This window comes from Paenarthrobacter sp. NCHU4564, from assembly GCF_052156435.1.
Classification (GTDB): Bacteria; Actinomycetota; Actinomycetes; order Actinomycetales; family Micrococcaceae; genus Arthrobacter.
The window spans coordinates 181,630-203,777 of record NZ_JBQLIS010000006.1 but is presented as its reverse complement, the minus strand read 5'-3'; the positions used below and the strand labels follow the sequence as shown (position 1 = coordinate 203,777).

The window sequence follows — 22,148 nt, the reverse complement described above, 5'->3', positions numbered from 1 at the left end:
CGGGAGATGGCGCGGCACTTTCTGGGTGACTCCGCCATCTTCCACCCCCCAAGGCAGGAGTGACTTGTCTCACACCGCAGGGCTCTTGACTGTCCACGCAAGCACCGGGGCGGGGCGGACCCCAGGTGTAGAATCGTGGGCAAGCTCACGTCCGCGCTGCTGCATCCAATGTTCATGGCACGGCCGGCCATTGAAAGGGATAGTGATGACCGTCGCGGCCGAAACGGGCCCCTCAACCGTGCAGACAGTGGTGGCCGGGTCATTCCAGGAATGGAGCCGGGCCATCTCGGCGTCGTTCGTGCCGCTGCTGGCTTCCGGGCTCAAGGACACGTCGTTCCACGGAACCATGCGCGCCCGTGTCCTAGGGCAGATTTCGGTGGTGGAGGTGACGGCAGGCCCCCATACAGTACACCGGACACCGGAACTGATCGCCCGATCCACCGGCCGGTTCTTCAAGCTCAGCATCCAACTGGCCGGCACCGGCCGCCTGGTCCAGGATGACCGCGAGGCCGTCCTCCGCCCCGGCGACCTCTCCATTTACGACACCTCCCGCCCGTACCAGTTGACGTTCGACGACGACTTCCGCACCCTGGTGCTGATGTTTCCGCATGTGCTGTTGGACCTTCCCGCCGACGCCATGGGCCACGTGACAGCCCTGCGGATCCCGGGCGACCAAGGCCTCGGTGAACTGATCAGTCCCTTCCTGGTCCGGCTCGCTGACAATCTCGAGGCACTCTCCGGCACCAACGGCCTCCGGCTGGTGCATAACGCCCTGGACCTGGTCACCACTCTCTTCAACGGCGAACTCGACCAGCTCATCGAGGCCGGACGCGATCCCCACCTCCTCCTCCTGGCGCGGATCCACGACTACATCGAATCCAACCTCGGGGATCCGGAGCTGTCCCCCGGGTCGATCGCGGCCGCCCACTATATCTCCACCCGCCACCTGCACGACCTCTTCCAGGAAATTGGCACCACCGTGGCCGCCTCCATCAGGCAGCGCCGGCTGGAACGCTGCCGCAGGGACCTGGTGGACCCGGTCCTCGCGGACCGGCCCGTCACGGCCATTGCTGCCCGATGGGGGTTCACCGATGCCGCCCATTTCAGCAGGATCTTCCGGGCGGCTTTCGGAAACTCCCCCACCGGGTACCGCAGCAGCAGCTGAGGTACCCGGCCCGCACCGGGGAGGGCCGCCGTCGAACGCCTCCGACTGACGCCGGCTACGCGGCCGCGGTAGGCGCCGTCCCTTCGTCAGCCAAGGCGGCCATCTCCTCCACCATGGCGCGCAGCAGCCGGTCCTCCAGCCCCGACGCGGATGGATCACCTGCCAGGTTCACCAACTCACCCGGGTCCGACCGGTGGTCGTAGAGTTCTGCGATCTCTGTTCCGAAGTAGCGGGTCAGCCGTCCTTCGGCGGTGATGACCGTCCGCATCCGGACCGGTCCGGGCAACCCTTCCAGGCCGAACGGCTGTTCTTCCTCCACGAGCAGGGCGTCCCGGTGGCTGCCTGCCAGGCCGTGCAGCAGGGGCACCAGCGAGCGCCCCTGGATGCCGCGGTAAGTGCTGGAACCGGTGAGTTCCAACAAGGTCGGCGCAAGGTCCGCGCTGGAAACGAGGGCACCGCTTCGACCTTTTATGCCGTCCGGGACATGGACAACCAGCGGCACGTTGGTCACCGCCCGGTAGTGGACGAAGTGCTTCAGCATGAGTCCGTGGTCACCGAACAGATCGCCGTGGTCGCTTGTGAACACGATGATCGTGTCATCGGCCAGGCCCTGCCGCCCAAGTTCATCCAGGATCCGGCCGATGTGCTCATCCATCATGGTGATCAGGCCAAACTGTGCCGCGGCGGCGTGCCGGTATTGCTCCTCCGTGGCCGACCAGGTCATGGTCGGATCCGGGTTTGGTTCGCCCCGCCGCTCCACCATGGTGCGGATATGGTCCGGCGACGCCCCGTGGTCCTGCTCGAAGCCAAGCGGCAGGGGCATGGAAGCGGGCTCGTACAAGTCCGCGTAACCGGCCGGCGGGGAGAACGGGTGGTGTGGGTCCGGGAAAGAGACAAACATGAAGAACGGTTGGTCCTGGCCTGCGGCATCCTTGAGGTGTTCGATTGCCTTCTCGCTCACGTAGCTCGTTGGATGGGCCTCGGCAGGGATTGCCGTTTGGTAGACCTGGTCCCAGCCGCCGTACGTGCTGGAGGAGCGGGCGGGGCCGCCCAGCGTCTCCGGATCCACACCTCGTTCGCGGGCCCAATGCACATAGTGCCCGCCGGGACGGTCGCCGTGGCCTATCACCAGGTCAACGTGCTGGTAGCCGTAGTAATCGGCCGGAAGTGCGATGAAGCGCTGGTCGTGGGCCTCACGGTTCTCCCACTGGTCCCAGCCCGGCGCCAGGTTCCGGCTATGTGCGTCCCCCACTGTCCTGTCGAGGAGCAGGGGATCCGTGGACCGGATCTCCTCCGCCTGGTGCGGTTCGAACTCCCAGCCCATGTTCTGGTGGTGCAGTTTGCCCACACCGACCGTCCTGTAACCCGAGGAAGCCAGCGAGCCGGGAACTGTCTGCGTGAAGGGGTCCAAGGTGATGCCGTTGCAGCGGGTCCCGTGCGCCGACGGCCAGCGGCCCGTCATCAGGCTCGCCCGGTTGGGCATGCACGTGGGGTTGGCTACGGTCGCATTATTGAAGACCAGGCTCCTCGCTGCGAGCGCGTCAAGGTTGGGTGTCCGGACCGTACTGTTGCCGCCAAAACCCAGATGGTCTGCGCGGAGCTGGTCCGCGATGATGAACAGCACATTGGGACGCTTGGCGCGTGGTTTTTTGCTCTTCGTCATGCGGGCCTCTTGATCATGGACAGAACATCGGTGCGCTGTTGCGCGAAGGCCGGCAGGGACCGCGTGGTGATCTGGTCCCTGGGAGCGGGCAGGTCGACCTCGACGATCCGGTGCACGCGCGCCGGGCGGGAGCCAAGGACCACTACCCGGTCCGCAAGGTAGACGGCCTCGTCGATGTCGTGGGTGACCACGAGGATGGTCATGTTGAAGTCCTTGCGGATCTTCAGGCACAGGTCTTCCAGGTCGAAGCGGGTCTGCGCATCGACCGAGGCAAACGGCTCATCCATGATCAGGATTTCGGGCCTGTACGCCAGCGCCCGGGCGATCGCCACACGTTGCTGCATGCCGCCGGAAAGTTGCCACGGGTACTGGTTGTCGGCGTGGGAAAGCCCGACGGCAGCCAGCGCGCTGTCACAGCGTTCCTTCACTTCCGCTGCCGGCAGTTTCATGTGCTTCAGGGGCAGGACGAGGTTCTTCCGTACCGTCAGCCATGGCATGAGCGAACGGTTGTAGTCCTGGAACACCAGGGCCATTTCAGGAGGTGGCCCACTAATGGTGCGGCCGTCGATGGCCGCCCGGCCGCTGCTGGCCGGGTGCAGGCCGGCAAGGCACTTCAGGAGCGTGGTCTTCCCCACGCCGGAGGGGCCCACAATGCAGACGATTTCACCGGCATCCACCGTGAAGGTGAGGTCCTCGATGACCGTGCGGGCTTTCTCGCCGCTGCCGTAGGTCTTGGCGAGATGGGAAACGTCCAGGCGCGGCGTGTTTTCCGGCCCGTTGGTGGTTTGCGGTTGCCGTGTGGTTTCTGGTTGCTGTGGCATGACGGACTTTCTGTTCTGGAGGGGAAGCTTGGTGGACTGCCGGATGCTCATGCCACACGCGCCAGGGCACGGGAACCGAGGTACCAGGCCAGGACCTTGCGCTTGATCAGTGCAAAGACCACGTTGACCAGGAAGCCGATGACCCCAAGGAGCAGGATCCCCGCCCACATGTCGGCCGTCATGAAGCTTTGCTGTGCCAGGAGCGTCATGGCACCGATGCCCTGGGAGCTGCCCAGCATCTCGCTGGCAATCATGACGATGAAGGCAACCTGCAGGCTCACTTGGAGGCCCGAGAAGATCTGCGGGGCTGCTGCGGGAAGGAGGACATTGAACAGCCTTTCCTTCCGCGTGAGCCGGTACACGCGAGCCACATCCATGATGTCGTTGCCGACGCCCCGGATTCCGTCCACGGTGGCGATCATGGTGGGAAAGAGTGCCGCCAACGCAATGCTCGTGACCCGCATCTGCGTCCCGAAGCCGATCAGCGAAATGAAAATCGGCACCAAGGCAACCGGCGGGATGCCACGCAGGAAGTGGATGAGCGGGTCCACCATCCACCGGACCTGGGGAACCAGAGCCGTGGCGAATCCAAGGGCAACGCCACCGACGGCCGCGATGACAAATCCGAGGAACAGGTTGCCCAGGCTCAGCAGCACATCGGATTGGAAATGGTCGAACAGCCAGAGCTGCCGGAACCGCAGCAGGATGTCCTGCAGTGGCGGGAAGAAGGGGTCGATCGACCGGGCGGACAAGAGCCACCATGCCACGAGCAGGAGCACCGGGGTGCCTGCACCCACCAACCAGTTGCGGATCTTTGTATTCTTCATCAGGGCACCACTTCCCGGTAGGACTCATGCCAGTGCAGGACCCGGCGTTCGGCGAGCCTGGTGGCACCTTGGAACAAGAGGCCCAGGACGCCCAACACGATCACCAATGCGTAGAGGGTGGCGTAGTCGCCCGCGGCCTGGGCCTGGTAAATGCTTTGGCCCAGGCCAGGCCCTCCCCCCAGCAGGCCGGCTACGACGGTGACCACCAGGGCGGCAGGAGCCGCCACGCGCATCGCCGTTCCGATGTACGGCAGCGCACTGGGCAGGACCACGCGGAACAGGATCTCTGCGCTGGACATTCCATAGCTGCGGGCCGTATCGCGGGCCACGGGATCCGTTCCCTGCACACCGTCCACTGTTTGCATGACGATCGGCAGGAAGCAGCCGAACACCACCAGGAACAACGACATTTCGGCGGTGGGCCCAAGGACCAGCACGGCCAGTGGCAACACGACGATGGGCGGCACGGGCTTGAGGAATTCGAGGACTGCAAGGGTTGCGTAGCGGATGGTTTCGAAGCTGCCTACCAGCAAACCAAGAACCACGCCCGCAACTGCGGACATTCCCAACGCGAAAAGCGCAATGCCGATGGTGGATCCCACGGCGGCCCAGAAGGTGGTCGACCCCAGGATTCCCGCCAAGGTGGTGAAGACCGTGGTGGCTTGCGGCAGGGCGTTGCCGGCCACCTTGGCAGTGGCGGCCAACTGCCAGGCGATCAATGCGACTGCTATCCCCGCCCCGCTGAAAACGAGCGGACGCAGTGACGGTTTCATGGGGAAGCTCCCATCGTCAGCCACGTCCTACTTTCCGAAAATGAGGTCGCCCGGCAGTTTCACCGGTGAACTGAGGAAGCCCAGGTCGGCCAGGTTCTTGTTGGCCCGTTCGATGTCCTCAAGGCGCACGTCCTCCGGCCAGTAGTTCACGGCACCGGACTTCACAACATCCAACGGGGTTTTGGTGATCTCGGCACTGACTTGCTGGGCCTCGTCCGTGTGGCCGTTGGCGTAGGCGTTGGCCTTGTAGATGGCGGCACGGAAGCCTTCCAACGCTTTCTGCTTGCCCTTGACCGTGTTGGCCCCGGCCACCCAGAGGCCAATGGCACCTTCTTCGAAGAACTTGACGCCCGGGGATGCCAGCAGGCGGTTGCCTTCGGCGACAGCCTTGGAGGTGAAGGGCGCAACCAGCGATGCTGCATCGACACGGCCCGAGTTCAGGGACTGAAGTGCTGATGACGGATCCAGGACCATCCAGTTCACTTTGGCGGGATCACCGCCGTCGTCCTTGACGAGTTTGCTGACCGTGACCTCAAGCTGGGCCTTGCGGGCCGGTACGCTCACGTTCTTCCCTTCCAGATCCTTGGGCCGCGAGATCGCAGAAGCCTCCTGGACCAGGAGTCCGGTGTCGTCCACGCGGTTCAGGTCAGCGCCCTCGCTGGCACCGTCCTTGTAGCCGTCGGCTGCAGCGACGACCTTCAGGGGAACGTTCTGGCTTAGCGCATTGAGCAGCGGGATGGACGGCGTGTAGGTGAGGTCCAGCTGTCCGCTCTGGGCGGCTGCGATACCGGCGGGCGGGTTGGCTATGACAGAGATCTCGACGTTGAGACCCTGTTCCTTGAAGTAGCCTTTGTCTGCCGCAAGCTTGATGGCGGCGTCTGAACCGATGCCGATGGTGCCCACTTTGAGGGTGGTTGTTCCGTCCGGCGCGGCCGTGGCGGACGGACCGGACGAGGTGCCACACGCAGCAAGGGACATGGCCAGGACTGCTGCCAAAGCCACGGGAAGTGTGCGTTTCATGGAGGTACTCCTTGGTTTACGAACGGTTGGATAAGGCGGAGAGTTCGGTGGCGGCCTGATGGACAATGCGTCCACCGGCCACGGTGAGTGTGATCCTTGTGCCCGGGAGTGTTTCGATGTCTCCGTCCCCGGGCCAGGGATCGGACAACAGGCACAGATCCGCTGCCATTCCCGGCAGCAGCGACCCTTTGAAATGTTCTGCATGGTCCTGCCAGGCCGCCTTGCTGGTCATGGAGGCAAGCGCCTGGAGGCCGGTGATCCGCTCGGGGTCGTTCGGGTCACCGGGTGTGGATGCTGTCCCCCTGCGTACGGCCGCCACGATGGTGCGGCGCCAATCAGGACTGGTGACGGGCGCATCCGAGGCAAGGTTGAAGCACACTCCGGCATCGAGGGCCGAGCGGAGGGGCTGGTGCCGGGCAAATCGCTCCTCGCCCAGGACGCGGCGCATGATGTCGCCGGCCTCGGAACGGATCAGTGGATTCGTGCTGTAGCCGATGCCGTGATCGGCCATGGTGGACAGCGTTGTGGTGTCGCTGAAGGCACCGTGGATGATGTAGTGCCGCCGATCGCCCGCTACGTCACCGGCGGCGAGGATGGCTTCAACCGCGGCGCCGGTGGCTGCGTCACCGGTAGCATGGATGCCGGCCTGGAGTCCCGCGCCGTCGATCAGGCGGAGGATCCTGTGCAGTTCGGCGACCCTTTCGGCGTCGCTGTTGCCCTGGATCACCAGCTGCCCGTGGGTGCAGGCCTTTCCATACGGCTCACTCATCCAGGCAGTGCCGCTGCGCGGGATGCCATCCGCGAAAACCTTGACCCCGGCAATCCGCAGCTGCCGGGAGTCGATTCCCCTGCTTGAGCAGGCCTCGGCAAGCCCGCTGCCAAGCCCCTCTTCGACAGCCGATGCGGTGGCTCCACCGGTTCCGGCGAAAAGCATGAGGACGTTGATCCGCAGCGTGAGCAGCTCCTCTACGGCAAGATCGCCCAGCAAGGCCAGGGCCGCCGTCGAGCCTGCTCCGTCCATCAGTCCGGCACTGGCGGGACCCAGCCCCGGGTCGGTGAGGGACGTGATGCCAAGCGAATGCAGCTGTTCCTGCATGCGGAGCAACGCGGGGCGGAGGGTCTCTTCGGGCACCGGTGGCATGACCTTGGAAACCAGCGCCATCGCCCCGTCCTGGAGCAGACCCGTGGGACTGCCGTCCGCCGCCCGCACCAGCACGCCGCCCCCTGCGTCCGGGGTTGCCGCGCTGACACCCGCCAGGCGCAGCGCCTCGCGGTTCGCCAGCAACTGGTGGCCTGTCTGGTCGAAGGCCACCACCGGAATGCCTGGCCGGACGTCAAGCAGCTGTCCGGTTGCGGGTCCGAGCGTGACTTCATCCCAGCCGTGGGCTCGGATCCAGCCGTCCGCGCCAACAGGTGCGGTCTGGATGACATCGACGACGGCGGACCAGTCGGGTGCCGTTGAGGCGTCCAGGCGGACGTAGCCGAAGGAGGCCATGGCCGCGGAGATGAAGTGCAGATGCGCGTCATTGATGCCCGGGATGAGGGCACCACCTGCAGCATCCACGACGATCGTGGCCGGGCCGGTCATCGCATCCACGTGCGCGCGGCCGAGGCCTGACACGAGGCCGTTCTTCACGGCGAGCGCATCCGAAACCCTGCCGGGGTCGCCGGGGTCCATGGTGTGGACCCCGGCATTGATGATCACCAGGTCAGCGAATTCCTGCATCGGGTCTCCTCAGGTTTCTGCACCCATGAATGTGATGCAGGCAACGTTTCTGAAAAGAGTATGTCAACTGACTAGGTCACTTGACTAGGTTTTCGGATAAAATTTTTCCCGGAGGTCATTTCCAGCCTCTCCGGTGGCGCCGAAAGCCGACCCGGGCGGACAACGCCTAGGATCGTTTGGGACCGGCATGACCGGTCAGCACATGATGAGAGGGGCGCGGATGGCCAGGGTTCCCGCCGAGGAACGGCGATTGCAGTTCGTGGAAGCAGCAGCACGGGTTATTGCCCAGGACGGGCTCGCCTCCGCTACTACCCGACGGATAGCGAGCGAGGCCGACGCCCCTTTGGCAGCTCTCCACTATTGCTTCCGCAACAAAGACGAACTTCTCGAAGAGGTTTACAACTTCCTCAGCAGGGACTACGCCAAGGCGCTGGAACCCGTAGCCGACCCCGGACTGGGACTGCGCCACATGATCGGCGCCCACGCCCGCCGTATCTGGAGCAGGATGCTCGAGAACCCCCACGAGCAGGTGACCACCTTCGAGCTGCTGCTCAGGAGGTACCGGGTAGAGGCGGTGGACCAGCCCCAGGCCCTGCTTATGAACCGGTCAATGTACGACGGCTGGGTGAATTCCACGCTGGAATTGTTCCGCAACGCTGCCAAAGCCTCCGGCGAGCCGCTCCCCCACAACCTGGAAGACATCACCAGGCTCTTCATCTCAGGCATTGACGGCATCAGCATGCAGCACCTTGCCGACCCGGACGAGGACCGCTCCTTGCGGCTTGTGGAGCTCATGGCCCGTTCCCTGGCGTCCGGGCTGGACTACAGCTGAGTCAGGCTTTGCCCTTGCGGCGCATGACCAACCACGTCACCAATCCCAGCAGCAGCAATCCACCTGCTGCGGCCATCGACACCAGGAAGGCGCCACCGTATCCCTGCGTTTGGGCCAACTGGCCACCCAGGTAGGCGCCCAACGCAGTTCCGGCAACAATTCCACTCGCGAGTGCTGTCATGACCGTCGCCATGCGCCCGTTCGGGGCAACCACGCCGCCGATGCTGAAGACTGTGACCATCACAGGACCCACCGGGATGCCGAGGACCAAGAGGACAACGATCATTGACCAGAGACCGGCGGGCAGCAGCAACAAGACTGTCAACACCGACATCGCCAACGCTGCGGCCACCCAACGGGCAGCAAGGCCGAAGCGCTGCGGCCAAAAAGCCACCGACAACGCCGCCACCGCTGAGCTGAGACCCATCACCGCGTACAGGAGGCCGGCAATTTCCGCAGTGGCAAACGCGGCGCCGAAGGCACTCAATCCATTTTGCGTCGCCCCGAAGAAGGTGCCCATGCAGATCATGGCCAAGACCGGGACAGCCACGACAGCCATCGCCCACCGGCGTCGTGGCTGGGCGGTTTCGGAACCAACGACGGCGGAACGCGGCTTACGTGGGTGCGGAACCACCGCGAGGTGGCTGGGATGAACGGCGAAGGCCGGCACGAGGGTGATGGTCATGGCCGCCGCCAGCGCAAGGGGAAGCCAGGGTGCCACCAGGCTTGCGAGCAGACCCACCAACGCGGGTCCCAGGACAAACGTGATTTCGTCGGCCGTCCCCTCATAGGACAAGGCCGTGTCCAGATCCGCACGGTTTGCTGCAACGCTTCGGTGTCCAGTGGTTGGCGACGCCAGGTTGCGGGTAGTGAGCGCCATCCACCGGACACGGGCCATGGGACCCACCTGCGGGCAACTGGCGCCGGCAACAAAGGCCACGACAAGCACTGCGAGGGCGTCGACCGGCGATCCGTACGAAGGCGTGAGATAGGCGGCCGCCAATAACCCGGCCACGGCCAGGGTGTTGATCACTGCGGCCGCGAGCAGGACAGCCCGCTGGCCGGCACGGTCCGCGAGGGAACCCAGGACGGGGGCACCGACAGCTGAACCAATGCCTACAGCGCCCGCTGCCATGCCGCCTATGGCGTAGGAGTTGCTGACCGCGGTGATGAGCGTCAAGGTCCCCACGGTCAGCATCGCAAGGGGTAGGCGCGCGAACAGCCCCAGGGGCAGGAACCCCGGACCGGCCAATTCCGGCAGTCGCGCAAACCTGCCGGGCAAACGGGAGGTTCGCCGGGCCGCGGCCACCGGCTGGCCCTGGGAGCGCAGCGGATCAGCCTGCAGGATGGGCTGCTTTGGGGCGGGAGATGTGGGGGCCACCACGTGGTGGACTGGATGGGAAGTATTGTCCATGTTTTCCGGGTTCACTAAAGGTGCGCACCGTCCCTCCTCCCGATGCGCGTAACCCGGAATAACGGATCAAGTCTATCGGATCCGCATCAGAGCGGGACAGCCTCGGCCATGCGGACCGTGGATCCGTTCCTGCCCTTGACCACGTGCAACTGGCTTCCGATCCGCTGTTTCATCTCGGCGACATGGCTGACCAGCCCCACCACCCTGCCGCCGTTGCGGAGGCCTTCCAGTGCGTCCATGACCTGCTCGAGTGCCTGCTCATCCAGGCTGCCGAAGCCTTCGTCCACGAACAGGGTTTCGATATCCACTCCCCCGGCTTCGTGCTGCACCACATCGGCCAACCCCAGTGCCAGGGACAGGGAAGCCATGAAGGATTCGCCGCCGGAGAGTGTGGAAGTGTCCCGGCGGTGGCCCGTCCATTCATCCACTACTTCCAGGCCCAGGCCGGACTTGGCACCGCGGGCAGCCCTGGCGTCCGTGTGCTGCAGCGTGTAGCGGCCATCGCTCATGGCCACGAGGCGCTCCGAGGCGGCCAGTGCCACCTGCTCCAGGCGCGCCGCCAACACGTAGGTGTTCAGGCTCATCTTGTACTTGTTGTCGCCGGCACCTCGGAGCGTTTCAGCCAGACCGGACAGAATGCGGGCCCGTTCCCGGGGCTCCTTGCCGGCCGCATTGAGGTCGGTGTAGTCCTTGCGGATCCTGGCCAGCGCGGTCACTGCCTTGCGCGCCACCCCCGCAGCCACCGCTAGCGACGTGGCTGTCCGGGTGGCTCGGGAAACCTCTTCCCCGGCCGCGGCAAGCTCTGGCTCCGGAACGGGCAACTCCCCCAGCGCAGCCTCCTTGGCGGCCAGGACCAGTTCCTCGGCGGCAAACAACTCCTCCAAGCGGGCACCTTCGGTATCGAAGTCTGCGACCGCAGTTTCCAGCCCCACAACGTCCGAAGCCGGCAGCAGCTGTTTCCGGGCTGCATCAGCGGAAGTGAACCCGGCGTCGGGCAGGGCGCGCTCCAGTGCCGAATGAGCGTCTGCTTCCATCTGCAGCGCCAGCCGGGCGTCGTCGTCCGCGGCGACATACGCCTGCAGCACTTCGGATTGCCGCAGGAGAATGTCCAGGCGGTGGCGAAGGCTCGGGTGCTCCTGCCTCAAGCCGGCAAGCTCCGTTTCGAGCTCCTGGTGCTGTTCCGCAAGGAGCCTCAGGGCCGATGACGCCTGCGCTTCACTGCTGAGGGAGGCGTCATGCTCCTCCTGCAGGAGCGTGACGCGTGCCGTGAGCTTGTCCTTGCTGACGCGCAGGCCCTCAAGTTTCTTCACCGCAGCCAGTGCCTGCGACGCCGCCAGCCGGGCTTCCTCCAGTCGCTCTTTTGCCACCAAGGGATCAGCGTCTCCGCCCTGGGCAGCGAGCGCCGCGAGGGCCTGTCCTGCGGCGGCTTGCTCGGTGGACAGCTGATCGAACTCTTTTTCGCTCGCCTCGAATGCCTCCCGCGCCTCTGCCTCCTCCTGTGCCAAGGACAACGCCGTCCTGGCCGCCCGCGCCGGGTGGGGATGCTCGGAGCTTCCGCATACGCCGCAAGGTTCACCGTCAACCAGGGCAGCGGCGAGTTCGCCTGCAGCGTTGGCAAGCCGCTCTTCACGCAGATCCAGCCACGCCTGCCGGAGGTCCTGCCAGATCGTTCTTGCCCGGGAGCAGCGTGACGTTGCCTGGTCCGCTTCCCTGGCAGCCACTGCATGCCGGGCCACGACGTCCACCGCAGCTGCCGCCGCTCCCGCCTCGCGGTCAAGGTCGGGCTGCCGGGCTGCCAAGGGCTCAAGCGAGGTGATCTCCGCGTCCAGGGCATCGCCTTCGGCCCGCAACTGGACAAGGGTGGCAGCCGCCGACTCTACCGCGGCCTCGCTGGCAGCACGTTCTTTGTGCAGGTCAGCCATCCGCCGCGCGATCGCCTCAAGACGCTGTTCATCAGGCAGGCTGGCTTCGAGCACGGCGACGGCAGCCTTCACCGTTTCCAGTGCCGCCTTGGCCTCCGGGCCAGCATGCCCTGATTCAGTCAGCTGACTCGCTGCGTGGTCCTTGCGGGCGACAGCGGACCGGACCTTCAGCGCAGCGGCGTCAACTGCGTCGAGTTGGCCTTTCAGGACCGCCGCACGCCGGTGGGCATCAAGTCGCTCCCGATCCTCGAGTGCTTGCGGCGCAGCCAGTTCGAAGAGGACACGGCGTTGCATCGCGGCAGCCAGCCTGGCATGGCGCCTGGCCTTGTCCTGGTCTTCCTGCAGCTTGGCCGAAAGCCCGGCTGCGTGGGTTTCGGCAGCTCGGGCCGCAGTCCGGCACCGGTCTTCTTCGGCTGTCACGGCTGCTTCAACCGACGCCAGCCAGGCCTCCGGCTCCCCGGCCGCGGGATCGAAGGGCGCATGCTCCCCGCCCAAGTGTTCCTGTTCCGCAGCGGCGCGGTCCAGCAGCATCTTCAGCTCGGCCGCGTTGTCCTCCACGGCACCCGACGCCTCCGCTGCCTGCCGTGCGACCTGCCGCTCCACGGCTTCGAAGCGCTGGGTGCCGAACAGCTTCTGCAACAGGTCAAGGCGATCAGCGGCCTTGGACCGGAGGAAGGCTGCGAAGTCCCCTTGGGGAAGCATCACCACACGGGTGAACTGCTCCCGGTCCATGCCGAGCACATCAGCAAGTTCCGCCCCGGCCTCATCATTGCGGGACGTCTTCTCCTGCCACTCACCGGAGACCCACTCGCGCAGGAGAGTCTTGGCCTGCTGGGTGGTGGTTCCGTTCCTGCCCCTTTTGCTGGGCCGTTCCCAGGCCGGCGAGCGGCTGACTTCGAACCGGCGTCCCCTGGCCGAGAATTCACAAACGACACGCGGCTCAGCGGCCGGGGCGGCGTGGTCGCTGCGCAGGCGCTTGCCATCCTGCCGGGCGCCCGGTACGGAACCATAAAGTGCGAAACAGACAGCGTCCAGGATGCTGGTCTTCCCGGCCCCGGTGGCACCGTTGAGGAGGAACAGGCCCTGTGCTCCGAGCTGGTCAAAATCGATGACCTGCGGCTCGGCAAACGGCCCAAAGGCTTCAATTTCCAGGCGGTGGATCCTCATTGTGCGGCCTCTTCCAGTCGAACCGCTTCCAGCGCCTCACGGAGGGCCGCTTCTTCCGCCCCCACGGGCCCGCGGTCCCTCACGTGGTCGAGGAACCCGCAGCAGATCCCGAGGTCGTTTTCCGCGGCAGCAAGCCTGCTGCTGTAACTCGTGACAGCCTTGGCCTGCGCCCCCTGCGGATCGAAAGCAAGGACCAGGGTCCCGGCAAACCTGGTCCTGACCTGTTCCATGGCCTGCGCGGGACGCTGCGGATCGGTCAGGGTGACGTGGCAGTAGGCAGTTTCCGCCCACTGGTGCTCTTCAGCTGCCAACAGCTCCGCCAGCGTGCCCCGGAGGACAGCCAGCTGCTTGGGAGCATCCCAAAAAACGTCCTGCACCTCCACACTGCCATCTGCTGCAATGTCCACCAGCCACGCGCCTTTCCGGTGCTGGGCCTCTGAAAACGAGTAGGCCAGCGGAGACCCGGAGTAGCGGACGTTATGGGTCAATTCCTGGCGCCCGTGCAGGTGTCCGAGGGCCGTGTAGGAAAACTCCTGGAACAGATCCAAGGGGACGGCGCCCAGGCCCCCGACACTCAAGTCCCGTTCACTGTCCGAGGTAATGCCGCCACTGGCGAACGTATGTGCCAAAACCACGGGATAAACCGGCCCGTCCGCACGCCGGCGGTCAACGTCCTGACTGATCCGGTCGACAGCCTCACGGGTGACCTCGAAATGACCTGCTTCCTCCAGGCCCAAGGAACCGGCTACCAGGCGGGGCTCCAGATAAGGAATTCCATACACGGCGAGCGTAGCCCCGGTAGCACCATCGAACGGAAAGAGCACCGGAACATTCAGGTCCTCGACGCGGGTCCTCACGTGGACGCCGCCGCGCTCCAGCAAGCGGGCAGCGAAGCCGAGCCGGATCGCGGAGTCGTGGTTGCCGCTGGTCAGCACCACCTTTGCGCCTGCCGCGGTGAGCCGGACCAAGGCCTCGTCAAGGAGCCTGACGACATCCAGCCCGGGCAGGGCGCGATCATAGACATCCCCGGCAATGAGCACGACGTCCACTGCGTTGGCTTCCGTGAAAGCCACCACCTGATCCACAAAGCTACGCTGGGCCTCGAGCATCCCTACGCCGTGGAAGGACCGGCCAAGGTGCCAGTCGGAGGTATGAAGTAACCGCATATTTTCAAGCTAACGGGGGGCACCGACAAAAAAGCGAAGGCAGGCCGCCCGCCGTCGATCCTTAACCCGTTCCTAGCCTTTCCTGCCGTCGAAGAAGTCGCGGGCCTCATTGGCGGCCGGCTTGACCGGCCTGCTGCCGGCTGCAGCATCCGCCCCGGCATCAGCGCGACCCGCTTCCTCCGCCGCGGTGTCGTCGTCGGTGTCGTCGTCAGCGGCTTCTTCAGCAGTTTCTTCAGCGGCTTCTTCAGGGGCGTCGCCGGCGCCCGCCGGAGCCGGGGAGAAGTCGCTGAATCCGCGGAAGACAAACCCTGCCAGGGCCGCACCCATCAAGGGAGCAACCCAGAACAGCCACAGGCTTTCAAGGGCCCAGGACGGGCTGAAGAACGCCTGGCCTGTTGCCCGGGCGGGGTTGAACGGAAGGTTGCCCAGGACCTGGCCGAGTTGAAGGAGGACAGCAAGGGCCAGGCCCACCGCGAAGGGCGCCAACGCCGGGATGGCGCGGCGTCCGGCCGTCGCCCCCAGGTACACCGCCACCAGGAGCGCGGACCCGATGACCTCAACGAGCAGGACGCCTGCCAGCTGGGTTTGAGCTGCGGAGTGCTCGCCAAAGCCGGCAGCCACAGTGCCGAAAGCCCCGCGGGCGTCGGTCAGGACCGGCACAGTGAGGACCACGAAGAAGGCCAACGCAGCACCCACCACGGCACCGGCCACCTGTGCCAGTACGTAGGCCAGGGCAGCGACCGGCCGGATACGGCCGGCGATGAGGCTGCCCAGGGTGATGGCCGGGTTGAAGTGGCCTCCCGAAACGTAACCAAAAGCCAGCATGGCCGCCGTCACCGCCAAGCCGGCAGCAAGGGTGGCCGGCAACGGACCTGCCTGGGGATTGGAGAAGATCTGGACACCGACAGCCACCAGCACCAGGAACATGGTTCCGAGGGCTTCCGCGCTGAGCCGGGCAATCAGTCCAGGCCTAGGCGCGGGCGGTGCTTGCACAGGAGAGGTCATGGCTGGGCATCCTTTGAAGTCGGGAACGGGGCCTTGGAAATCTTGCCAGCGGAATCTGGGGAGTTGCTGGGACCGGCCCCCGCAGTGCATCCTTTCGAGCTTAGCCGCCCAGGGCGATCGCCGCGATCGCAGAGGCGCCCAAAGCAAGCACGGCCACAGTGCTGGCCAGGACCAGTTTGGCCGGGACGGCGGAGTTTCCACCGTGGAGCTGCCGTGAGCGGACCCACACCACGGCGGCAAGGACGGCCGTGGCCGCGGCAGCCACCAGGGCACACAGCCCTTGGTAATCCAATCCGGGGAGCCCCGGGTACAGGGGGGCGGTGGATGGTTCGGACACCAGCCAGCTCCGCCAGATGAACAGGTCCACCACCACCAGGGAGATCAGCGTCCGGCGCCAGGCGAGGGTGGTCCGTTCGGGCTGCAGTCCAGGATCACGGGTGGTGTCCATGTCTACCGGGCTATGAGGATCAGGACGGCGAATCCGAACGCCGAAAGTGCCACCACGATCGTCATGAACAACATCACACGGGAGAACGGCAAGGCCCGGTCGTTGCGCATGGCGGCCTCCATCTGCCCCCACCGCCGGTAGGACAGGGCAGCAAGTCCGGCCCCAATGACGGACAGGGCTACGCAGAGGACCACCCTGACCGGCTGAGGCGCGATGTTCGGTGCGAGCTGGTCGATTGCCACGGCACCTGCCAGCAAAGCCAGGGACGTGCGGATCCAGGCCAGGAAAGTGCGTTCGTTGGCAAGGGAGAAACGGTAGTCAGGCGTTTTGCCTGTTCTTCGCCAAGCCGGTTCGCGCACGGTGCCTCTCCACGTTCGTCCATGCCCGGCAGCCCCTGTCGCCCCGCAGCCTCCCCACCATATCAGCGGGGTTCGACGGGCACGGTAAGTTACTGCCATGAGTGTTGACTCCCCTTCCGCTGCTGCCCCGTCCTTCCCGTCGCGTGTGCGCGGCACGCTCCTCGGCGGAGCATTGGGTGATTCCCTGGGCTACGCCGTGGAATTCGACCCCATCAAGACGATCCGGGCGCGGTACGGTGCCGCCGGCCTCACCTCCTTTGACCAGCTCGACGGCGTCAGCCACTTTTCGGATGACACCCAGATGACGCTGTACACCGTGGACGGCCTGGTGGAAGCACTGGAATGGGCCAACGACGGAGTGGCCGCCGACGAAACCGCGTGCCTGTGGCTTGCCTACCTGCGCTGGCTGGCCACCCAGGATGTGGCTGTTTCGCCCTCGGCCCCCGTGCCCCAGCCGCGCTGGATCGACCGGCAGGAGGTCCTCAAACACCGCCGGGCGCCGGGGAACGCCTGCCTCAGCGGCCTCGCCACGGGCGAGATGGGAACCGCTGCACGGCCCGTCAACCCCGACTCCAAGGGCTGCGGCACGGTCATGCGGTCGGCTCCGTTCGGCCTGATTCCCCATATTTCGCCTCAAGCGGTGGCAAAGCTGAGCTCCGACGCCGCTTCCCTGACCCACGGCCACCCGTCGGCCCGGATCAGCGCGGCCGCCTTCAGCCTGCTGATCCATCACCTCGTGGCAGGCAGTGACGCCAGGGCCGCTGCCGCCCAGGCACTTGAACTCGTGATGGACCTGCCGGTCGCGGCCCCGGAGCTCCAGGCCCGCCTCCAGGCTGCGCTGGACCTCTCCGACGACGGGCAATTGCTGGCACCGGAGGACCTGACCGAAGCATTGGGTGAAGGCTGGGTCGCAGAGGAAGCACTCGCCGTCGGGCTTTACGCTGTGCTGGCCACCGCGGGCGGCGGGCCGCAGGAACACTTCCGCGCCGCTGTGGCGGTCGCCATCAATCACAGCGGCGACAGCGATTCCACCGGTTCCATTGCAGGAAACATCCTCGGCGCCCTCTACGGCGAGGCATGCCTGCCGCCCTCCTGGTTGGACGCACTGGAGGGCAGGGACGTCATCGAGGGCATGGCCGCGCGGTTGCTGGCCGTCACCGTGGGCTGACGGTTCTCAGGTACGGCGGAGCGCGATGTTGTTGCAGGCCTCGCACACGCTGTCCGGAATCATCCCCCGGCGCTGCAGGAAGGCGAAGACTGCGCACCCCAGGCAGAACCCTGCGAACGCTTCAAGGGACGCTGCCACGATCAGCACCGCCAGGACGGTCCAGGCTGCGGGCTGGAACCCCAGGAAATAGAGCACGACGGCGGCACTCGCCATGGCGGCCCCCATGCCTTGGGCGAACCGCTTGGGAGGACCGGCAACGAGCTTGGCGTGGCCGATCCGCGGTGCCAGTACCTTGGTTGACAACAGGGCCAGCGGGGAAATCCGTGGGCCGAAAAGCACCCGTAACCAGAAGCCGGCAGCAATCACCACCAACCCCCAACCCCATCCCGTTGCGAGCGTGGCCACAGCAAGGACCACCACCAGCCCTGCGGTGATCCTGGCAGCGTGCTCATTCACGGGATTGGGGAAAGCGAAAACCGCGCGCCAGTCCACGCCCCGGAGCGCAATGTCCCCGCCTTGGTTCCGGGCACTGGCAGGATTGGCCTTGGTCATGATCCAAGGCTAGGAGCGCCGGCCTGTGCGCGGGAAGCATTGTTGCGCTCTATGACCGCTGCGGCATCACGAGGCCTGCCGCTGCTGGAAGCCACCCACCATCTGCAGGAACTCGCCCTCGGAGACCACCTCGATCTGCTGGCCCTTGGCATGGAGTTCGAGCACCCGCTTCGCTTTCCCGGTCAGCCTGCCTGCCCGCAGGTCACCGGCTACGAAGCCGCTGCCGACAACCAGAACGGTAGTCCGGGCAGTGACCCGGCTCTCCGGGCGGGCGCCCATGTCAGCTGCGCGGGCCTTGGCTTCCGGGCGCGTCATGGCCAGGTCGCCGGTAAACACCACCGTCTGCCCGAACAGCGGATGTCCCGGCTCGGCCGCAGGGTTCGGCAAGGGGTTGGGACCTTCCTCCGGCCACGCGGACCAGCCGCTCCGGGGACCGCCGGGAACGACGCCTCCCGGGGCCGCGGCGGGGCCGGTTCCGGCTGCCTGGGCTGCGAGCGCCGCGGCCGTGGCCTTCGACAGACCCGTGGCGGGATGGAAGGCGGGCTGTTGCGGCACAGCCAGCCCCAGAGACAAGTAGAGCTCCGCGATGCTGTTGGCGTTGTTGCGGCGGGCTATGTCCACCAGGATGCCGGCGCATGCCCGGGCGTCTTCCGCGGCGTCGTGGTGGTTTACCAGCGGCACCCCGGCTTCCTCGGCCGCGTAGGGAAGTGAATTGGAGACCAGCGAATAGCAACGCCGCGACAGCATGACGGTGCAGACGTAGTCATAGGCCGGGCCACCCAGTCCGGACACCTCCAGGGCCGAGCGGATGACTCCGAGGTCGAACGCCGCATTGTGTGCTGCCAGGATGTCGTCACCGATGAAGGCCCCGATCTCGGGGAACAGCTCAGCGAACCGCGGCAGGCCGGCAACGTCCTCGGCCCTGATGCCGTGGATCCGGGTGTTGTGGTACTCGAAGTGGTCGTGGTTTTCCGGGGGGCGCATCAGCCAGGACGCTTCTTCCACCACCACACCGCCGCGGACTTTGCTCAGTCCGACCGAACACGGGGACCCCCTGAAGCCGTTGGCTGTTTCGAAGTCGATCGCCGTAAAGTCCAATGCCACTGGACAAGGTTACAGGCGGAAAGGGCCAACCCCGGCCGGTTTCGGCGGCGGGGCGGCCCTTTCGGAAAGCGTTTGTGGTGAACGCTACATCACCCGGTCAGGGAGTGGCGTGGCGGAGGGTGGCGTAGGAGCCTGCCGCCAGGAGGATGCACAGCAGGGCGGCCCAGCCACTGATGCTCAAGGGAGACTGCCCGGCAAACCAGCCACCGATTGACCCCCACCACTCCAGCAGCGTGGCGAGTGCGGCCAGCCCGATCAGCACCACCACGGTGCCCAGCGTGGAGACGAGCACTCCCGTGGTCCCCCAGCGCTTGAAGATGGTGGCAAACCAGAAGCCGATAATGAACATGAACATCATTACGACGAAGAAGAACGCCGCCGTTGAGTACCACGGGCCGTCGGCTACCCAGGGGATCGTGAAGAAATAGCCGGAAACTCCCCATCCATTGGTGGCCCTCTCGATGACGCCGCCCAGGAGGTACAGCCCGGTCATCCCCAGGGCTATGACGGCGAACAGGCCCAGCGACCCCAGGTAGAACGCCCTGCGGCTGATGCTCAGCCCCTGGGAGAACGGAAACACCAGGGTCATGCTCTGGATGCCCAGCACCATGAAGTACCACATCGGCGCCTGGCTGCCGCCGCCATACTTGTTCTCCGCCACGGGAATCAGGGCAAAGATGGCCAGCGACATCAGGAACGCAGCGGCCAGGATCACCACGGGCCAGCCCAGGAAAGTCCATTTATTGATCAGTTGCATGCGCGCAACTGCTACAGCCCTGCTCATCTGCGTGCCTCCATCGTGTCTTCACTGAAGTCCTGCGCGCCGGCACTGTCCGGCATGCCGCGGGCCATCGTCTTGCGTACTACCAATTGCTGGAGGGAGACGGGCGAGAGTTCCAGTCCCAGCTCCTGTGCTTCCATCCTCGTGCGGCCGTCCAGTGGCTCATCCACGGTGACCGAGGCCAGCGAGCCGAGTGTCTCCCGGTGCAGGATTTTTCGGCCGGCCAGGAAGGAATCCACTTTCTCAGCGGACCCGGAAACGGTGACTGCCGAACCGCGGATGCTGTCGGCGTCGGCATCCATGATGATGCTGCCGCGGTCGATCACCACGACGTGTTCGAGCAGGTTGGAAACCTCATCTATCAAGTGGGAGGAGAGGATGATGGTGCGGGGATGCTCCGCGTAATCCTCCACCAGGCGGTCGTAGAAAAGCTGGCGTGCCACGGCGTCCAGGCCAAGGTAGGGCTCGTCGAAGAAGGTGAGCTCGGCACGTGAAGCGAGGCCGATGATCACTCCCACCGCGGACAACTGGCCGCGGGAAAGCTTCTTGATCCGGCGGTTTACCGGCAACTGGAAGTCTTCGGCCAGGCGGTCCGCGAACTTCTGGTCCCAGTTCCTGTAGAACAGCGCAGCCGAACGGAAAGCATGCCGGGGCTGGAAGTCATCGGGGTACTTCTGGGACTCCCGGATGAAGCAGATGCGCGACAGGACGCCGTCGTTCTCGTAGGCGTTTTCCCCGAAAACGAGCGCGTCGCCGGATGAAGCGAAGGCCTGGGCGGTCAGGATGGACATCAGGGTGGTCTTGCCGGCGCCGTTGCGGCCCAGCAGGCCGTAGATCCGGTCGCCCGTCAATTGAAGGTTGACGTTGTCCAGGGCTTTGAGGTCTTTGTAGCGTTTGTTCAGGTTACGGGCCTCGACGATGATCTCGCTCACAGGGCCGCGCTCCTTTCCTTGGTTTCCGTCTCCGGATCCAATCCGGAACTTCGTTCGATCATGCTGCCCAGCTGCTCCGGAGTAATTCCCAGCTTGCGGGCTTCGGCCGTCAAGGGCCGGACGTACTGCTCAAAAAACTCTTCGGTCCTGCGGGCAATCAGTTGGGCGCGGGCACCTGTGGCAACAAACATCCCTATCCCCCTGCGTTTGTAAAGAATCCCTGAATCCACCAGCACATTGACGCCCTTGGCGGCCGTAGCCGGATTGATGCGGTGGAACGCCGCGAACTCGTTGGTGGAAGGAACCTGTGATTCCTCGGGCATGGTTCCGTCCACGATGCCGTTTTCGATGAGTTCGGCGATCTGCATGAAGATCGGTCGGCTGTCATCGATCATCACATCACCGCCTCATTGGTTCGTTACTCATGTAACTAACCATACAACCAACCAGCGAGTCGTCAAGCCCCACGGGGCAGAAAACCGGGCAGAAAAGAGGACCACGGCGTTCAAGTAGGCTTAATGGGTGATCTTTTCTGCGATGAGCGACCTTGCCGTATCCACCATTGGGGGCGCGGGTCCGGTGCGGCCGCCCATGGCCTCGTTCCTTCCGGACTGGCTGAACCCCCAGATCTTCCTCGCCGATCCCGCCCTGGCACCCTGGGTGGTGTTGCTGGTCTGCGGCATCGTTTTCGCTGAGACCGGCCTGCTGGTGGGCTTCTTCCTTCCGGGCGATTCCATGCTGTTCACCGCCGGCCTGCTGGTGGCCACGGACACCATCAAGTTCAACATCTGGGCCTTCGCCGCCCTGATCGTGGTTTCTGCGATCATCGGCAACCAGACCGGCTACCTCATCGGCTCCAAAGCGGGACCGGCCATCTTCAACAAGCCCGACTCGCGCCTGTTCAAGAAAGAGAACGTGGAGAGCGCCCATGCCTTCTTTGAAAAGCATGGCGGCAAGGCGCTGATCCTGGCCCGGTTCGTGCCGATCATCCGCACGTTCGTCCCCGTTATCGTGGGCGTGGCCCAGATGGACAAGCGCAAATTTTTCCTGTTCAACGTGATCGGCGCGCTGCTCTGGGGCGCCGGCGTCACCCTGCTGGGCTATGTCCTGGGTGACCGCGTTCCCTGGGTCCAGGAGAACCTGGACATCATCTTCATCGTCATCGTGCTGGTCTCCGTCATCCCGATCTTCATCGAGGTCGGCCGCGGTTTCGTTGCCAAGCGCAAAGCGGCGCTCGAGGGAACGGACCCGGTGGAGGAATTCATCGAAGAACATGAGGGCGGCAAGCACGGCGACCACTGAC

At 65.3% G+C, this 22,148-nt stretch carries 21 protein-coding genes; 4 read left to right on the top strand and 17 right to left on the bottom strand.

Annotated elements, in window-relative coordinates:
* The first annotated feature begins 205 nt into the window (after positions 1-205).
* Positions 206-1,165, top strand: coding sequence for a helix-turn-helix domain-containing protein (locus ACSVIE_RS08900; protein ID WP_442423597.1), 960 nt, complete (start codon positions 206-208; stop codon positions 1,163-1,165).
* 55 nt (positions 1,166-1,220) lie between these two features.
* Here the strand turns inward: ACSVIE_RS08900 and ACSVIE_RS08895 are convergent, their stop codons facing one another.
* From ACSVIE_RS08895 to ACSVIE_RS08870, 6 genes are read right to left on the bottom strand one after another with little or no spacing between them, the layout of a single operon-like run.
* On the bottom strand, positions 1,221-2,828 hold the full coding sequence (locus ACSVIE_RS08895) for a sulfatase family protein (RefSeq protein ID WP_442423596.1): 1,608 nt from the start codon (positions 2,826-2,828) through the stop codon (positions 1,221-1,223).
* Positions 2,825-3,700, bottom strand: a complete 876-nt coding sequence (locus ACSVIE_RS08890) for an ABC transporter ATP-binding protein (RefSeq protein ID WP_426003153.1) — start codon at positions 3,698-3,700, stop codon at positions 2,825-2,827. The genes ACSVIE_RS08895 and ACSVIE_RS08890 overlap by 4 nt, the downstream gene beginning before the upstream one ends.
* Positions 3,697-4,476: an ABC transporter permease gene (locus tag ACSVIE_RS08885; RefSeq protein WP_426003155.1), complete on the bottom strand. Its 780-nt coding sequence runs from the start codon at positions 4,474-4,476 to the stop codon at positions 3,697-3,699. Before ACSVIE_RS08885 ends, ACSVIE_RS08890 begins: the two co-directional genes overlap by 4 nt.
* Complete coding sequence (locus tag ACSVIE_RS08880) at positions 4,476-5,249, bottom strand: ABC transporter permease (RefSeq protein WP_426003156.1); 774 nt, start codon at positions 5,247-5,249, stop codon at positions 4,476-4,478. The genes ACSVIE_RS08885 and ACSVIE_RS08880 overlap by 1 nt, the downstream gene beginning before the upstream one ends.
* A gap of 27 nt (positions 5,250-5,276) precedes the next feature.
* Positions 5,277-6,269, bottom strand: coding sequence for an ABC transporter substrate-binding protein (locus ACSVIE_RS08875; protein ID WP_442423595.1), 993 nt, complete (start codon positions 6,267-6,269; stop codon positions 5,277-5,279).
* A gap of 16 nt (positions 6,270-6,285) precedes the next feature.
* Positions 6,286-7,995 carry an amidohydrolase gene (locus tag ACSVIE_RS08870; protein WP_442423594.1) on the bottom strand — a complete coding sequence of 570 codons (1,710 nt, stop codon included), beginning with the start codon at positions 7,993-7,995 and terminating at the stop codon, positions 6,286-6,288.
* 187 nt (positions 7,996-8,182) lie between these two features.
* Here ACSVIE_RS08870 and ACSVIE_RS08865 point away from each other — a divergent pair, with 187 nt between their 5' ends.
* The gene (locus ACSVIE_RS08865; protein ID WP_426003160.1) at positions 8,183-8,827 is read left to right on the top strand and encodes a TetR/AcrR family transcriptional regulator; all 645 of its coding nucleotides are present in this window, start codon (positions 8,183-8,185) and stop codon (positions 8,825-8,827) included.
* 1 nt (position 8,828) lies between these two features.
* Here the strand turns inward: ACSVIE_RS08865 and ACSVIE_RS08860 are convergent, their stop codons facing one another.
* From ACSVIE_RS08860 to ACSVIE_RS08835, 6 genes are all read right to left on the bottom strand, one after another.
* On the bottom strand, positions 8,829-10,241 hold the full coding sequence (locus tag ACSVIE_RS08860) for an MFS transporter (protein ID WP_442423593.1): 1,413 nt from the start codon (positions 10,239-10,241) through the stop codon (positions 8,829-8,831).
* Between the two features lie 86 nt (positions 10,242-10,327).
* Positions 10,328-13,330: an AAA family ATPase gene (locus tag ACSVIE_RS08855; protein ID WP_442423592.1), complete on the bottom strand. Its 3,003-nt coding sequence runs from the start codon at positions 13,328-13,330 to the stop codon at positions 10,328-10,330.
* A complete protein-coding gene (locus ACSVIE_RS08850; protein ID WP_442423591.1) occupies positions 13,327-14,496 on the bottom strand; it encodes an exonuclease SbcCD subunit D in 1,170 nt (389 codons plus the stop codon). The genes ACSVIE_RS08855 and ACSVIE_RS08850 overlap by 4 nt, the downstream gene beginning before the upstream one ends.
* A gap of 72 nt (positions 14,497-14,568) precedes the next feature.
* A complete protein-coding gene (locus ACSVIE_RS08845) occupies positions 14,569-15,501 on the bottom strand; it encodes an MIP/aquaporin family protein (protein WP_426003166.1) in 933 nt (310 codons plus the stop codon).
* A gap of 100 nt (positions 15,502-15,601) precedes the next feature.
* Entirely contained in the window at positions 15,602-15,949 is a 348-nt protein-coding gene (locus tag ACSVIE_RS08840) for a DUF202 domain-containing protein (RefSeq protein WP_426003167.1), read from the bottom strand.
* Between the two features lie 2 nt (positions 15,950-15,951).
* Entirely contained in the window at positions 15,952-16,308 is a 357-nt protein-coding gene (locus ACSVIE_RS08835; protein WP_426003169.1) for a YidH family protein, read from the bottom strand.
* A gap of 97 nt (positions 16,309-16,405) precedes the next feature.
* On the opposite strand from ACSVIE_RS08835, the gene ACSVIE_RS08830 reads away from it, so the two are divergent.
* Positions 16,406-17,476 (top strand): ADP-ribosylglycohydrolase family protein, encoded by a 1,071-nt coding sequence (locus ACSVIE_RS08830; protein WP_442423590.1) that lies wholly within the window; start codon positions 16,406-16,408, stop codon positions 17,474-17,476.
* Between the two features lie 6 nt (positions 17,477-17,482).
* Here ACSVIE_RS08830 and ACSVIE_RS08825 read toward each other — a convergent pair whose 3' ends face one another.
* The 5 genes from ACSVIE_RS08825 to ACSVIE_RS08805 all read right to left on the bottom strand — a co-directional run bounded on the left by ACSVIE_RS08825 (position 17,483) and on the right by ACSVIE_RS08805 (position 21,240).
* Positions 17,483-18,028: a DUF4395 domain-containing protein gene (locus ACSVIE_RS08825; RefSeq protein ID WP_426003173.1), complete on the bottom strand. Its 546-nt coding sequence runs from the start codon at positions 18,026-18,028 to the stop codon at positions 17,483-17,485.
* 66 nt (positions 18,029-18,094) lie between these two features.
* Positions 18,095-19,132: an exonuclease domain-containing protein gene (locus ACSVIE_RS08820; RefSeq protein WP_426003175.1), complete on the bottom strand. Its 1,038-nt coding sequence runs from the start codon at positions 19,130-19,132 to the stop codon at positions 18,095-18,097.
* A 97-nt stretch (positions 19,133-19,229) separates the two neighbouring features.
* Positions 19,230-19,916 (bottom strand): hypothetical protein, encoded by a 687-nt coding sequence (locus ACSVIE_RS08815; RefSeq protein ID WP_442423589.1) that lies wholly within the window; start codon positions 19,914-19,916, stop codon positions 19,230-19,232.
* Positions 19,913-20,845 (bottom strand): ABC transporter ATP-binding protein, encoded by a 933-nt coding sequence (locus ACSVIE_RS08810; RefSeq protein ID WP_426003178.1) that lies wholly within the window; start codon positions 20,843-20,845, stop codon positions 19,913-19,915. The genes ACSVIE_RS08815 and ACSVIE_RS08810 overlap by 4 nt, the downstream gene beginning before the upstream one ends.
* Complete coding sequence (locus ACSVIE_RS08805) at positions 20,842-21,240, bottom strand: GntR family transcriptional regulator (protein ID WP_426007564.1); 399 nt, start codon at positions 21,238-21,240, stop codon at positions 20,842-20,844. The genes ACSVIE_RS08810 and ACSVIE_RS08805 overlap by 4 nt, the downstream gene beginning before the upstream one ends.
* 142 nt (positions 21,241-21,382) lie before the next feature.
* On the opposite strand from ACSVIE_RS08805, the gene ACSVIE_RS08800 reads away from it, so the two are divergent.
* Entirely contained in the window at positions 21,383-22,147 is a 765-nt protein-coding gene (locus tag ACSVIE_RS08800; RefSeq protein WP_426007565.1) for a VTT domain-containing protein, read from the top strand.
* Position 22,148 lies beyond the last annotated feature (1 nt).